The sequence below is a fragment of the Sphingobacterium sp. 1.A.5 genome (assembly GCF_002734235.1).
In the GTDB taxonomy this organism is placed as follows: Bacteria; Bacteroidota; Bacteroidia; order Sphingobacteriales; family Sphingobacteriaceae; genus Sphingobacterium; species Sphingobacterium daejeonense.
In genome coordinates, this window is record NZ_PEBA01000022.1 from 17,866 (window position 1) to 32,082 (window position 14,217).

At 52.7% G+C, this 14,217-nt stretch carries 10 protein-coding genes and 1 pseudogene; 7 read left to right on the forward strand and 4 right to left on the reverse strand.

Annotated elements, in window-relative coordinates:
* Window positions 1-16 precede the first annotated feature (16 nt).
* Both CRT24_RS10405 and CRT24_RS20645 read right to left on the reverse strand, forming a co-directional pair.
* Window positions 17-352: a hypothetical protein gene (locus tag CRT24_RS10405; protein WP_144034555.1), complete on the reverse strand. Its 336-nt coding sequence runs from the start codon at window positions 350-352 to the stop codon at window positions 17-19.
* Window positions 353-378: 26 nt separating this feature from the next.
* Window positions 379-858, reverse strand: coding sequence for a MauE/DoxX family redox-associated membrane protein (locus CRT24_RS20645; protein WP_144034556.1), 480 nt, complete (start codon window positions 856-858; stop codon window positions 379-381).
* Between the two features lie 1,002 nt (window positions 859-1,860).
* On the opposite strand from CRT24_RS20645, the gene CRT24_RS20650 reads away from it, so the two are divergent.
* From CRT24_RS20650 to CRT24_RS10455, 7 genes are all read left to right on the forward strand, one after another.
* Window positions 1,861-2,814, forward strand: a complete 954-nt coding sequence (locus CRT24_RS20650; RefSeq protein ID WP_144034557.1) for a hypothetical protein — start codon at window positions 1,861-1,863, stop codon at window positions 2,812-2,814.
* A 44-nt stretch (window positions 2,815-2,858) separates the two neighbouring features.
* Window positions 2,859-3,917, forward strand: coding sequence for a histidine kinase (locus CRT24_RS10430; protein WP_099371181.1), 1,059 nt, complete (start codon window positions 2,859-2,861; stop codon window positions 3,915-3,917).
* Window positions 3,918-3,932: 15 nt separating this feature from the next.
* On the forward strand, window positions 3,933-4,682 hold the full coding sequence (locus CRT24_RS10435) for a LytTR family DNA-binding domain-containing protein (RefSeq protein WP_099371182.1): 750 nt from the start codon (window positions 3,933-3,935) through the stop codon (window positions 4,680-4,682).
* Between the two features lie 61 nt (window positions 4,683-4,743).
* Window positions 4,744-5,907, forward strand: coding sequence for a hypothetical protein (locus CRT24_RS10440; RefSeq protein WP_099371183.1), 1,164 nt, complete (start codon window positions 4,744-4,746; stop codon window positions 5,905-5,907).
* A gap of 740 nt (window positions 5,908-6,647) precedes the next feature.
* On the forward strand, window positions 6,648-8,156 hold the full coding sequence (locus tag CRT24_RS10445; RefSeq protein ID WP_099371184.1) for an FAD-dependent oxidoreductase: 1,509 nt from the start codon (window positions 6,648-6,650) through the stop codon (window positions 8,154-8,156).
* 1,050 nt (window positions 8,157-9,206) lie between these two features.
* Window positions 9,207-9,413 carry a hypothetical protein gene (locus CRT24_RS20655; protein WP_144034558.1) on the forward strand — a complete coding sequence of 69 codons (207 nt, stop codon included), beginning with the start codon at window positions 9,207-9,209 and terminating at the stop codon, window positions 9,411-9,413.
* A gap of 591 nt (window positions 9,414-10,004) precedes the next feature.
* Window positions 10,005-10,406, forward strand: coding sequence for an AraC family transcriptional regulator (locus CRT24_RS10455; RefSeq protein WP_099371186.1), 402 nt, complete (start codon window positions 10,005-10,007; stop codon window positions 10,404-10,406).
* A gap of 861 nt (window positions 10,407-11,267) precedes the next feature.
* Here the strand turns inward: CRT24_RS10455 and CRT24_RS10465 are convergent.
* Window positions 11,268-12,335 carry a sensor histidine kinase gene (locus CRT24_RS10465; RefSeq protein WP_180269112.1) on the reverse strand — a complete coding sequence of 356 codons (1,068 nt, stop codon included), beginning with the start codon at window positions 12,333-12,335 and terminating at the stop codon, window positions 11,268-11,270.
* Window positions 12,336-13,873: 1,538 nt separating this feature from the next.
* Window positions 13,874-14,217: pseudogene (locus tag CRT24_RS10485) on the reverse strand (transposase); the annotation flags it as partial.

A 14,217-nucleotide genomic window follows, 5' to 3' on the forward strand; every position in this document is an offset into this window, starting at 1 on the left:
GGGATTCTCTGAGTGTTTAGGGGATATAGACGCCCTTCTTGGCATCCATCTCCACGATCAGCCCCTGCGCTTTCAGGTCATCGGTCTGAGAAGCACTGAATGTGCTGGGAACGGAACCAGGTTTTTCAGTTCTCTGCCAAGCACAGGTGTTCGTGCTGTTTTCTTGGCAGTTGTTTGGGTCATAGGCCCCGGAGAGAGGTGTGTATTCCCCACTGGAGGAATTGACGTAGATTTCTCCAGCCAACCTGGCGCTCGAGCTGTTGCTTTCGGTGAACGCACTCATCGAAAATGCGGTCCCGATCACGGCCAGTCCCAACAGGGAGGGGCCGTATGTTTTTTTTATGATGTTCATGATGTTCTTGTTTTTATGTTCAAAAATCAGTTGTTTTTCCGGATGGCCCACATTCCCAGCATAAGGATGATGATATTGAATGCCAGGTGCTGCTCCCATCCCATCGATCCGATGACACCGCCGCAGTGGCACAGCTTTTTCCTGACAAAAGCGATCATCAGAAGCAAGTAGGCCGTAAATGCTCCCATCAGGGCTACGGAGGCCTTTAGTGAATTATGCCGCAGCTTTCTGCTGGGAAGGACCATGCCCAGGGCCAGGAGTAGTTCTAGGGCGGGGATCCCCCATCCGATCACCGCGGCATGGCTGCCCAGAATGGGGACCCTGCTTATGCCCTTTATGAAAGGTGCGATGTCCATCAGTTTGCTGTAACCCGTGTAAGCAAAAAGGAAGACATAGATCAGACAGACCGTCTGGTTGACCAAGATTTCCCTGGACTGGGACAGCCTTCGGTCGGAGGTTCCGGCCGTCCCTGCCGCCACTCCCGTTCTTTGGAATCGTTTTTTCATGGTATGCTTTTCCTGTTGGTGTGAATCGGTGGTTCATCTTGCGGGTGCCGGTACTCTTCCGGACCTCACCGCCCAAAAAAAAGTTACCCCCCGGATGGGGAAAGAGAGCGAATTTACGGTTGTGGAATTCCTTTAACATAACTGTGTTCTTGGTCATTGTTGTGGTCGAAAAATTGGCCACTTCAGCTTTTCCCATAAGGGTCAATGGCAAATCAGTGGGCAATCTTTCCAGCTCCTGAAAAGAAGTTGCCCGCCATCGGGCCGCATCCCCGGCTCTTGGACTCAACGGCTCCCGGAACGGGTTTCCAGTGCCGCATTGAATTTTCAGAAACGGTCATGTAAAGCTCGATGGATAATCCCGTGCAACAAAACAAAATACCGCCAACTCCCCAATTAGGGGTTCCAGGGGATATGAAATGGGAGCTGGATCCCAATTACCGGTGATTTTGGCAATATCGTCTTTCCACCGGCGGAAACCCCTGGTCCAAGTAGTTTTCAGCCGGTACTGAGAGTTCGGGAAGAGGCATGTCTGGGTTTGATTATCAGCGTTTTCGACATAGCATACCTGCCCGAAGTGCAGTTTTTAACCCTCCAAACAGTCTTTTTGGTCAATAATGACGAATTTCTTCTCCCTGTGGGCCAAAACTTGGTTTTCCTGCCCGTGCCCCTTGCGCTGCCGGGATCTTTGGGGCACCTTTGTCCTGATCGATCGAAAAGACTCCTTGGCCTGGAACCGCCGTTCCGGTGCGAGACCGGAAGAGTATTAACCTAAGAGGACCGTAAAAATGGAAAGCAAGCAGAGACATCAACGCTACATCCAGCTCTCGGACAAGCCCATCTCCCCGCTAGAGATGCTTGGGCTTGGACAGGAGGACCCTGACGACCCGAAATGCAATATAGTATTTCCGTCTCAGAACTGAGCGTGGGCGCACATCCTTTTGGAGTGGATGGGGCAATTGCTCCGATGTTTCCACTAACCGTCCCCCTTTATTCTCAAAACAAATGGACAGACAAATCACAGAACACTACGGCAGGCTGCCAGGGGAGTGCTGGGAGGAATTCGCCCACTTTTCTGCTAACCTCCAGCACATCCTGGGCATCCCCTTTTCCGTCAGGCACTTCCAAGAATACACCGCATGCCGGACATATGCCAAAATGCAGGCAGGACTGGACCTACGGGCAGGGATCACCCTGCCCTTTGCGGACAGGGACCTGGCCCGTCTGGCCACAGGGAGGCCGGCCATGTTCGTCTCCTTCCATTTCGGCTCCTACCGGAGCGTTCCGCTCAGGATCCTCGCCCTTGGGCGTTCGGTCTGCGTGGTGCTCTCAAGGGAGGTAATGGCCAAATATTCACGGTACTATTCTTCCCTGCTGGTCGATCCCGGTGACCCGGATGGGCCCCCGGGCCTCTTGCTCGTGGAGGCAGAGGACCCCTCGCTCTTCTTCAAGCTGCGAAGTGCCACCCGCCGGGGAATGCACGCCTTCGTCTATGCCGACGGGGCCAGGGGAGCGAAAGTGGGCGCTAAGGAAAAGGAAAAGCTCATTTCCGTGGAGCTCCTCAAGGGAAGGTTGGGGGCGATGTCCGGCTACCTGGACTTTGCCCACCTGCTGGGTCTTGGGGTACACCTTCTCCTGGACAGCGCGCTGCAGCCCCAGCTGGGTTTCCAGGGCAAGCAACTCCTGACCCGGAGCCTGCCGTGGCATTCGGACCGCAAAAGGTTCGCAGAGAGTTCACTGGTGGAGATCTTCCGCTGCTTCGGCCGGAGCCTCTGCAAGTTCCCTCACATCTGGGAGTCCCTTCTGTACCTGCACCGCCAGGGCGTGCCAACCTCCGCCCTCGCAGGGTGGAAGGCCGAGGATCGGCTGGTGCCGCTTGACCCGACGATGCACTGGGGGCTCGACCGCTATACCTACAGGAGGTACGTGGTGGGAGATCCGGCGAGTTTTGGTTGGTAAATTCAAAATTTCTCGCTAAATTAAGCTGACCAAGTGTAATCCAAATGACTGAATCGTACCTGAGCTCAATAAAGCGGACGATGGCCGGCCGGACAGTGAGGCACGCGGGATTCTGGCTCGCCTATGCCACCTATTTCTATGTGGTGAACAGACTGGGCAACCAGAACCTGACCTTTCCCACGGTCATCTTTTCGCTCCCCTTCTTCCTGTTGGTCTATTATGGGGTGGGGCATGCGCTCGGGACGCACTTTTCCCGCGGGAGGTACGCCGCTGCAGCGGGCCTCGTCCTTGCTGTATACCTGGCCGCCTTCCTGGGAATGCTGTCGCTCACGCACGGCGTAGCCTCACACTTAGGGCTGTTTTCGGAGTACTTTACCTCCAGTCCCCAATTCTCTATGGGTAAGTTCCTGCAGAACTACCTCAAGCTGATAGGGAATTTCAGCATATTCGCAGCTCTGGGCCATCAGTACCGCACCAAGCTGGCATCCATGGAAAAGGAGGGGCGAGAACGGGAATCCCGGCTGAGGTTCGAGTATGCCGCCCTGGCCCAGCAGGTCTCGCCGCACCTGCTGGCCAACCTGTTCCAGTCCCTGGACAGGCAGATGAGCGGGGGCGTGCCCGAGCAGGTGCGCTCGGGCGTTATGGATCTCTACGGGCTCATGCTCCACTATATGCGGGCAAGCCTGCCCGAGGGCTCCAGGACAGTGCTGCTCTCGGAGGAACTCGGTGCCTGCCGAAGGTTCATCCAGGTAAACTCCTCGATGTCGGGAAGGGAACCCACCTTCCGCTGGGAGCTTTCCGGCGAGCTCTCCGGCGCCGTGGTACCGCCGACAACCCTGCTGACACTGGTGGAGAACGTTTTCAAGCATGGTGACCCCTATTGCCCGTGCCTGCCGCCCCAGATCCGGGTGTCCGTGGGGAGGGACCTCTGCACGATCTCGGTCAGCAACACTTGTAGCAAGGGGAAGCCTACCCCGGACGGGCACGGCCTGGGGCTCGCGAACCTTCGCAAAAGGCTCCACCACGTCTTTCAGAACAGGTACCAGATGGTCTGCTCCTGCCACAAGGGCGTCCATTCGGTAGATATCACAATAGAATTTTAACCAAAATAAATCAGCATGAGAAATTACAGAGCGATTATCCTGGACGACCAGCAATCGAGCATCGACCATCTGATGGAGCATTTCCAGAAGGTAGAGCAGGTAAGGGTAGAGGCCGAGTTCACCGATCCCTACCGGGCCCTTGCCTATGTCAGGGTGAATCCCGTTGACCTGGTCATACTGGACGTGGACCTGCAGAACCGGATCGACGGGTTCGAATGGATGTCCGCCTTCACCGGAAAGCACACCAAGTTCATCCTCTACACGGGATACAGGCAGTTCGAGGACGAGGGTTACATGCGCAATGTTGTCGACGTGCTGCTCAAGCCAGTGAGCTACCAGCGGTTCGCTATGGCCATGAAGCGCCTCGACATAGAGATCCGCCTGAGCATGCCGGGGAACGCGACTCAGGATCCCGATGACCATGCCAACGAATACCTGAACGTCAGGAAGGACGGCAAGTGGAACCGCCGGCTTGTATGGTTCCGGGAGATCACCCACATTCGTTCCAGCAACGGCTATCTGCTGATCCACCTTGCAACGGACCCTGAGGTCCTGATCAGCAACGCTTCCTTCAGGAGCGTCATGGAGATGCTGCCCAAGCGCAAATTCAAGCAGTTCTCAAGGTCAATGGCCTTCAATGTCAGGTTCTTCCATTCCTTCACCGCTGGAAAGGTGAGGCTGAAGCATGTCCGTGAAGAGCTTCCCGCCGGCAACCTGGCAAACCACGATTCCTTCAGGGAATTCCTGGAGACCAATTCGGTATAGCCCTTTCCGTTCCTTGCTTGTCCTGCTTGCCCATTGCGGGTCCTCGAAAAACAAGAAAGAAATGAAAGATACACCGACTCTCGGGCTGGAATATTTCCAGCACGTCCTGCTGTCCCTTTGGCTGGCAGCTCCCCATGATCCCGAGGGCATCTCGCCCGAGGTACGGACCGACCTGCTGAAGCAGGCTTGCTGCCAGGTGATCTCCCAGACCTGTGCGGCAGAACTGCAGCAGGCATCGGGCCTTGACTTCAGGGCATACCTCAACGGCAGCTACCGTGCAGTGGGGAGGCTCATGGAGGAGGCCACATCGCTCTGCGAGCAGGGCGGTCCCAGCCATAGGGTTACCTGCCAGCGGGTCATGGCAAGCCTGGAGACGATAGGGCGCTACATGGAGAACGGCCACGGGCAGCTATTGGGCCCGGAGCTGCCCCTGTTGCCGTGCCTGGTCCCAGAAGCCATGGAGTGCCTTACGGGCGAGTTCCAGAAAGTGCGCCACCTCATACCCGGTACACCGGCGGGGATCCTTCTCACCCAAAGGCTGGAACGTTTCACCTCTGGGCAAGAGGCAGTGACCTTGACACGGGGATCAATGGATTATTTTCAGCAGCTGGTTCGAAGGATTTCGGACTGGGACTGGCAGAGCCAGGATGGTACCTTCTGTCCGGTCCAGAGGTTCCTTGTCTACATAAACTTCAACAGTAAGGAGCTGATGGACCTGCTGGTCAGGGGGATTACGGAGAACTGCAAGGATTCCTATGCGTCATTGGAAAGGGCAGAGATGCTAAGGAAGCTACGGGCAAACTTCAACCAGTTGCATCGAAAGCCGGGGATCATCCTGAATCCAGGGTATATCTCCCTTGATACCTTCCTCAACGGTTGGTTCGATTTGGAGATTGAGCTCCAATCGGGAGACAGCCATGGAAGGGACCCCAACCGCCCGGAGCACAGGCACAGAGCAATTGGCCGAGAGGAAAAAGCGCTCACCCTCAATGCCTCGGCTGACCAACTTGCTATACTCCTGCGGCTGCTGGACGAGGAAAGAGTAGTGAATGCTCGCTCGCTAAGCCAAGTCTTCCAGTGCATCGTGCCGCACCTTTCAACTATATATAGGAAGGACCTCTCACCCTCCTCGGTGAGGGTGAAATCATACCATCCCGAAGAAGGGGACAAGATGAGGGTCATCCAAATATTACAGGGAATGGTGAGCAGGGTAAAGGAATACTGATTTCAACGGTGTTCATTAATCATTAAAGAGAGGCCTTCGTTCCCTGGGACAATCAGCCGAGTAATATATCGACCGTAGGATGAAAAGGCGCGACTCCCCCCCTCGAAGAATGCTGTCTGGACAGGGCCGGGGATATAATCAGCGATCCGGAAACCGGAAGGCAGCCTTCTGTACGGGAATATATTTCACTCTCCAGCTAAACTTGGAGGAAAAAAGTACAGTGGGCAAATTATTCGAACCCTCTCTTTTTTAATTGGAACTCAATTTTTATTTTTGTGGATATTAGTTTAATAATACACTGGAAATCAGTACCTGAAAGCCACCTCCCCAAGGTGGTTTTCTCATTTGTGTTTTCCCCCTACATACTCCGTACATCCCCATTGATCCTTTGATGTTCAAATTACCAATTCATAGAGAAAGGATTTGAGTAGAAGAGGGTTTTTTTAGACTGGCAAAGTAAATCCCGGGCCTTCAAAATAAACTTTTGGGCAACCTCCTCATCTTTCGAAGAATGATTTCTTTGTTTGCCGTAATGTTCCCGGGCGCCCGGTACTCGTACCTTTATGGAATCAAGCGGGGGACTTTTTCGGCACATGGCTCCTTGGTATAGCGCTCGAGAAGGTGCTTTAGCAGGGGAATCATCATGCCGGTAGATTTATTGAAGTTCTCGCCAACGAAAGCCCCCAAAAGTTTGTTCCCTATAAAACATCTTATCAATAAACCATCAAAAAATAAAAGTTATGTTCAGAGACGGAGCACGCAAGAGCATGTGGCAAGCTGAGATCAAAAGGTACGGAACCGTATTCAGCGTAGACCTTAAGTACGATGTAGTCATCATCGGGGGTGGAATCACGGGTGCATCGACAGCCCATAGGCTCCAGCTCAAGGGGTTGAACTGCCTGTTGCTGGAGGCAAGGAACCTGGGTTTTGGCACCTCCGGTGGCACCACTGCCCATCTCAATGATTTTTTCGACACGACGTTCAAGGAGGCCATAGACAAATTTGGGCCTGACAACGCGCGCCTGTTGGCCGATGCGGGGAAGGAGGCTACGCGCGTATTCCGGTCTAACGTATCCCAGCATTCGATAGACTGTGACTTTGAGGAAAAGACTGCAGAACTGTTCGCGGTGGACGAGGATCAGATGGGCCAGTTGGAGGGTATCGTTGACGGTGCGCGCGAGATAGGCTACCAGATGCACTACACAGACAGGATCGACTTCCCTATATCCTTCAGGAAGGCGGTAAGGATACCGGGCCAGGCGCAGTTCCACCCCATTAAATACATCAGGGCACTAGCGGACACATTTATAGAGAATGGAGGATCTGTCGTCGAGAACTGCCTCTGCGAATCCTTTGAGGAATCCGAAGAGGGGGTACTTCTCCATACGAGCCTGGGAGATGTCCGGGCCAAGTATGCCGTATTTGCGACCCACACTCCTCCCGGGATCAGCCTGCTGCACTTCACCACTGCTCCCTACAGGAGCTACGTGATAGCCTTTTCGCTGAAGGGCAACAGCTACCCCACTACGCTCGGCTATGATCTCTACGATGCATACCATTATTACCGTACGCATGAGATCAATGGCAAAAAGATGATCATCGCCGGGGGGGAGGACCACAAGACCGGCCACACAGAAGATGCAGGAGCGTGCTTTTCCAGGCTTGAGGATCACTGCAGGCAACAGTTCGACGTAGATAGGGTCGAATATGCTTGGTCGAGCCAGTATTTTGAACCTGCCGATGGGCTCCCTTCCATCGGGGTACTGCCATCCAGCGAGGGCAGGGTCTTCGTGGCCACGGGATTTCGGGGGAACGGCATGACCTTTGGGACCCTCTCTTCGGTAATTATCACCGATCTGATCACGGAGGGTACCAACAGGTACGAGGCGCTTTTCAATCCCAAGAGATTCCGGCCAACTGCTGGCTTTACCACATTCGTCAAAGAAAATGCGACCGTTCTCAAAGACATGGTCGGCGACAAGATCGGAATGGACCGGATCCGGTCACTGACAGAGATTAGGGCCGGAGAGGCAAAGGTCATTAGGTATGAAGGCCAGTCATATGCCGTGTATGCAGAACAGGATGGAGAGCTGCACGTCCTAAGGAGCACCTGCCCGCACGCAAAGTGCGAGGTTCGTTGGAATAACGCTGAACTTTCATGGGACTGCCCCTGCCATGGCTCTAGGTTCAACGTAAATGGGCAGGTTCTGACAGGACCTACCACCACTGGCCTGGAACGCATGGAGTGATGGTGCACCCCGTGGTGCAGACCACCGAGGTTCTTGAAGAATCCCCGTGGCCTAAAGGATTCTGTCCGCTCTGTAGCCAATGGACCCCATGGGCCTCCCCCGCCAGCGGTCCGGGAATTTCCGGGAACCGGGAGGCACAGCCTACCGCAGGGAATATCCATTGAGAACATTGTTCTTCTGCATCCAGGCTCACGTGCAGATCCCTTGACACCCCAGAAATGGAGCTGCCCCCCCCATAAAGAATCGCCGGAAGTCAAGGGGATCCTCTGAGGCTTTTGAAGATGAGCAATTGTCCACAGGGATGACCTATTTCCTGGATTTTATCGACCTGAATATGAACAATACTATTCCAATTCCTGTCAATAGGCAAAAAATCTGCATGCCTAACGCTCCTGTTGAGAAATCCATAAGTTGTTACCAGTTAGTGTGTTGCGTAAAATTAAACAAAAATGCAATAATGTCAAGCGTTTTGAGTTTTTTGTTGCAGGATGGGGAGGTGTTTCCTGTTCCCCGATGCCAGATGGCCATTCCGACCGATCTTAAATTTCGAGAGTTACCACCGCCGTAAGGAAAACCGATATGCACCGAATACGAGGGTATATTATTGCCTCAGTTAGATCCTCCTTAAACGGATGTCGGACAATTCAAATTACCGGCAACTCTCTCCTCGGCCTATCACTCAAAATGTGAGCCGCATGCTCTCTGACAGTACCAGGGCTGTCTGTCGCTCGAACGCCTGAAGGCAGCCAGGGCCCAGGAAGCTTCTGGCCTCCGAGTAGGTGATTTCACATATCGGGAGCAGGTTGGGACCGAGTTCTTGGTCCCCTGTCCATCTCTCATGATCACCGGTAGCTATGAAATTGGGTACCAAGGGATAAATTTGATGTTTTTGATCCACCTGTACTTCAGATGTGTTATATTTTATTTTCCATAATACTCGGATTTGAGTTATTTAATTCAATAGGTGGTGGCCTCCTTTCCAAAAGGAGGTTTTTTTATGGAAAAATTCTTTTTTTTGCTATATTTATGGTTCAATTTTATCTAAACGTTATGGAATTACTGAACGATGTACAGCGAGAGTTCCTGAAGATCTCAGCACGGGATGAACTGCACAGGTTGGCTGAGCGGTCCGAGGCCGACAAGATAGAGTTCTCTATTACCGAGTTCGGAACAACCTTTAATGTAACTGCTATAAAGGGCGCACAGGACCAGTGGAGCGTGGTGAGAATATTGAGGGATACCATAAATACCGATTAGAGATCGCTGATGTAATCGGTGGTCCTTTGTTGTCCCGTCTTTCATTCTAAAGTTCCATTAGCGACCCTTCTTCCTCAAAATAAACTGAAGTCGACGGTTTAGTTAAATAAATCGATATATTTGGGTCATTTCCAATGTTTTTCATAATAGTTAGCAAGAACCTCCAAGCCTTGGAGGTTTTTTTGTGGACCAAAATGTCCCTCCGCTGTGTGAAAATAGGGGGGGGCTGTGCCGGTATCCAAATACTGCCTGGCTGCTGTCCCCGAATAGGGCATGGGCCGACAACGAACCAACAAGGGTAAATATGTGACTGGCCGCAGGTGGATGCATATGTCCTGGCTCCGATTGTCCTGTCCTGTTCACTCTTAAGCGAATCCCTGGGATATATGTCGGGAAAGCTGGGGCCAGATGACGGTAGGGAGAACCCTTGAGCTGTAATTCCGGACAAGTTCAGGTGGTACGGGGCGAAACAAGCTCGGCCTTCCCCCTCCCCGTCTGGACGAGCTTGAACGGGGGAACTCTGATTTGCTCCCCAAATTCGATGTAAGTTGTATCTTTGAAAAAAAACGCGAACGATTTATTTAGTTTGGTATGAGTCAAAATGCAGGAGGGACTGAAAAAAAGAGATACTCCCTAAAGCCCGAAAGAGAGGAAATTATAATCAGGCGGATCAAGGAATGGGAAATTGGGAGGCGCTATAGGGATCCACGGTACAACTTCGACAGGTTTACGGAAGATGTCGGGGTTAACAAAAAATACCTCTCTCGTGTGATCAACAGGAATTTTGGAACTAACTTCAGTGCATATATCAATAGCTTGCGATTGGGGGACGTCCGGGAGATGATTGGTGACCTTGGCCCGGGGGCGATCTATAACCTTACGGCAATTGCTCTCCTAGCGGGTTTCTCTAGCTATTTTAAATTCTCACACTACATCAAGACGGCCCACGGGGTCAATCCCACAGATTACTTCAGGCAGAACAGGCCGCTCTGAGGGTGAGCGGGGAAACATACATGGCCCTTGGCTTTGCTGAAGAAGGCCTTGTACTTCCGCCGGGCCTGGAGGGTAGAAGGCTACGCGCCATGGGATCGGGTATCCTCATTCTTGTGGTGAGCTCGGAAGGGGATAAACATAGTCTACTGCGCTGGTGTGGAACTGGCCCCAGCATTTTCCTGGCCCGGTGAGGAGCTCAGGTTGGGCAGGCTGTGGCGGGGTTTCGGTTCTGGTAACGCCTTTCGGCCACAAGGAAACAGGCCCCCCCCATAGGGAGGGTAGGTGAGCGGAAAAAGAATAGCCACCCGGTGAACGGGTGGCATGGCTTTATTGAAAATTAATATGGATGGACAATCTGAGCTGAAAGAGAAACGGTCGGATCAAGCCCCCACTTTTGGGGGGCAGACCAACTCCTTGCTATTACATTAACAAATATAAACTGTCTGAAGAACACACGGATCTGGATTTGGTTCTAAAAAAATAAATATTTTTATCTGCTTCGGCCGGAGTAATGAATTCCGAGCCACCTGTAGAGCCCGGTATGGACGGATCATGTTCCACAAAAAAGCGAACGGTACTGGACCGTTGGCCCAAATATTCGATATTACTAACTTCTTGACTGCCATCATGATAATGAAATCGGGCAATACAAAACAAGCCCAACGGAACGAATTTAGTCGGGCAAAGTACAAAGTGCACGTGAGTGCGGCTATAGAAAACGCATAAATATAGCGAAACTCCAACGATTAATGAAGGACGGGTTGTGGATAGCGGGAAAAAGTCCATCGATGCGTACTGGACCAGGGAAAATGCCCCTTGGTATTAGTGGTCCCGGAGGGTGCCCGACCACAGGTCGGGGCCTCAGCTCTGGGTGATGGGCAGTACTATCCGGAACTCCGTGCCATGCCCCACGGTGCTGTCCACCCGTATGTCCCCGCCCATCCATTCGACCATGGTCTTGACGGCCCATAGACCCATGCCGTGGGGTTCCTCACCATTGAGCCCTGTCCTTTTGGAACTGCTGAATTTGTCGAAGACCCTGTCTTTCAGCTCCGGAGGGATGCCTATTCCGGTGTCCCTCACGCAGATGGTGACAAGATGCTGGTCACATTCCACCCATACCCGCACCTCACCGCCCCTTGGAGTGAACTTCAGTGCATTGGACAGCAGGTTGTTCAATGACTGGATCAGTTTGTCCTGGTCTATGAACAGGTGGACTGGAGTCTTGGCAGGTTCGTAAAGGACGCTTATACCACATTCCTCCGCCATTGAGGCAAACTGTCCCATGAAATCTTTCAAAGTATCGGTCAGCTCTGTCCTGACCCGGTTCAGTGGTGCACCCATCGAGCTTAAGAATTCCTTTCTCAGAAAGCCCCTTATCAGTCCGGCATTGCTCCGGCACATCTCCTCCATGGAGGATAGGATTGGTACCAGTGGATCGCCCTCTTTTCTCCCGGAGGTCTCCAGTGCGAGGACCGCAAGTTTTTCCAGGATTGCCAGGGAACCCACAAGATCGTGGCTCAGGATATTGAGGATGGCGTTCTTCATGGAGTTGTGGCTGAGTATGGCCTGCTGGAACTCGGTCTGCTGGGTCACATCGCGAGCATACCCGGCGATCTTGGAGATGCCCGATTCGCTGTATGGGTACATGTTGAGCTCCAGGTAAACCTGGCCCTGCCCGGTCGAGAACCTGACGATCGTTGCCTCGATCGGGCTGTGCTCTACCGCCAGGAGCCTGGCCTGCAGAAGGTCTCTGTCCTCCAGTGGCAGCCGGTCTGCCAGGTCCTGTATGTTTTGCAGCGGTCCCTGAACTTCCTGAAAGAAGCGGAAGGCATGGTTGGCCTGTTCGAAAAGCCCGGATTCCGTGTCTAGGGAAAACACCATCAGGTTGGAATTCTCGATAAGTACCTTAAGTGAGATGTCTGTCATGGGTTCTGGATAGTTGGTGATTAATAACCGCAAGTTAGGGAATTGATCGTTAAATCCATTGAATGAAATCTGTTTTTTCGTAACGGTAACCTCACGGGGCCAAGGAAGTCCGGAAACGTGACAGCCGGTCAGCTGAATGTGGGACCGGCAACATATTCGGGGCACAACCAGGTGACGGGTGCTCGGATCGGAAAGGGGCCTGTCTATCTCCGAATAGGGGAGGTCCTCAACGTCCTTCTTGATCTGCATCTAGATCATGTGAACATGCTTCTTGTCGAACTCCCTGATCTTGCCTGCTCTTTGTGCAGCTGGCCTACTCCCGATCGATGCCCCTGTCCGTGTCCAGATAGAGAGAGTCTTGCTGGGGTCCCTTCAGCACCAGAAGGGGCCTGCCGAACATAGGAACGGAGTTGAGAACGGCATAGTCCATCCTGCTCTCGTCCAAGTACCTGTGGAGCGCCCTGAAGGTGAGGAAATCCATGAAACCCTCGAAGACGGATGCCACCGGATTACCCTGTTAAAATCGGTCATGGGATGCGCCGGTGGCCCCTTGGCTGCTTCGTAAGGTGATGCACGGGCGATGCACAGTAGTTGGCGGCACTTGACCGGGTATTTATACCCTTTGTGAACAAGGATTAAACCGAAGGGGCCCTGACAGTGTCATAAAGAATAAAAAGCATGCCGAAAAACCTTCACACAGAAGATTATAGTGAACTGAACATCAGGTCGTTTGTGCTGCGACATGCACTCTGGTTCAAGGAGAACCTGGGCATGGAGGAATCCATAAACTTCGTTCGGGCAACCCTTAAGGACCGTCCCGCGCTAAGGGAAGAACTGATAAAGTTGATCAGAGGAGACTGAGCGCCCCACACCGCCAAGGGTCTGCCCGGTCTCCGGCTTCCTTTGCCTTAGATATTACCCTTGCATGGGAGATTCCCCTCCCCGCGTCCCCAACGAGGTACCTTTCAGGTACCATAAAGCTTACCTGCAGATAAAATTCCTCGAGAGAATTCCCATCACATCTCGCCACCTTGCTTCCAGTTGTCGGTCCCGGCCCGGCAGGGAGAAGGACTGCCCGATACACTTCCGCAGAAAAAGTCGTCCTGGAGGCACAGTTAGGATACAAGCTAAACTTGTGCTTGCCTGTTGCCCAGAGATGGGCTTTCTTTGGAATATTAAATGGCCGGCAATCTGATGGGTGCATCTTTGGCCGCTACAAGGAAGGATATGCTAAATTTTATTACCTGGACGGGCTTCATAACTGCGACTGTCATCTTGACGGCAGCCTACTATGCACGGATGCTATCTGCCCATTACGGGATAGGCATCATGGATCGTCTCACAGGTCCAAACGGACAGAAGGTGTCTAAAAAGGCACCTTCTTCTGCTTTATAGCTTTCTGGAGCTCCATTATAATTTCATGAGCAATATTAGGCTGCAAGTCGATGTTTTGTGCTTTTCAGCATGTTGATGGCTTGATTTCTCGCAAACAGGGAGTTTTTGCCAACTGGTTTACCGATAAAAGCTTTGTCTTTCCACTTTTTTGCCCATTTTCTGAGGTTATGGGCAATGGCCATCAAACCGAATTCCACAGCGACCTTCTCCAGWCCTTTCATTGTGAACCGGGTAAACCTGTTGTTGCTTTTCATCTGRCCGAAAACGGCTTCCACTTCTATGGGTCGCTTGCTCCGATGGTACATTCCCTCTTCCGACAGCAGTCTTTCCCGGGCTTTAGCCTTGAGCTTATTGAGCCTGTGGTTCACTTCAATGAGCCGATCGCCTGTAGCTTTATGGCACCCACTCCGCATCGGGCAGCCTTCGCATCGCCGAGCCTGGTAACAGCTGACCCGGGCAGTGTATCCGTTGGCACTGACTCTGGTTG

Excerpts from the sequence above, each read along its gene's own strand:
- CRT24_RS10405 (WP_144034555.1), bottom strand. The coding sequence starts at position 352 with ATGAACATCATAAAAAAAACATACGGCCCCTCCCTGTTGGGACTGGCC.
- CRT24_RS20645 (WP_144034556.1), bottom strand. The coding sequence starts at position 858 with ATGAAAAAACGATTCCAAAGAACGGGAGTGGCGGCAGGGACGGCCGGA.
- CRT24_RS20650 (WP_144034557.1), top strand. The coding sequence starts at position 1,861 with ATGGACAGACAAATCACAGAACACTACGGCAGGCTGCCAGGGGAGTGC.
- CRT24_RS10430 (WP_099371181.1), top strand. The coding sequence starts at position 2,859 with ATGACTGAATCGTACCTGAGCTCAATAAAGCGGACGATGGCCGGCCGG.
- CRT24_RS10435 (WP_099371182.1), top strand. The coding sequence starts at position 3,933 with ATGAGAAATTACAGAGCGATTATCCTGGACGACCAGCAATCGAGCATC.
- CRT24_RS10440 (WP_099371183.1), top strand. The coding sequence starts at position 4,744 with ATGAAAGATACACCGACTCTCGGGCTGGAATATTTCCAGCACGTCCTG.
- CRT24_RS10445 (WP_099371184.1), top strand. The coding sequence starts at position 6,648 with ATGTTCAGAGACGGAGCACGCAAGAGCATGTGGCAAGCTGAGATCAAA.
- CRT24_RS20655 (WP_144034558.1), top strand. The coding sequence starts at position 9,207 with ATGGAATTACTGAACGATGTACAGCGAGAGTTCCTGAAGATCTCAGCA.
- CRT24_RS10455 (WP_099371186.1), top strand. The coding sequence starts at position 10,005 with ATGAGTCAAAATGCAGGAGGGACTGAAAAAAAGAGATACTCCCTAAAG.
- CRT24_RS10465 (WP_180269112.1), bottom strand. The coding sequence starts at position 12,335 with ATGACAGACATCTCACTTAAGGTACTTATCGAGAATTCCAACCTGATG.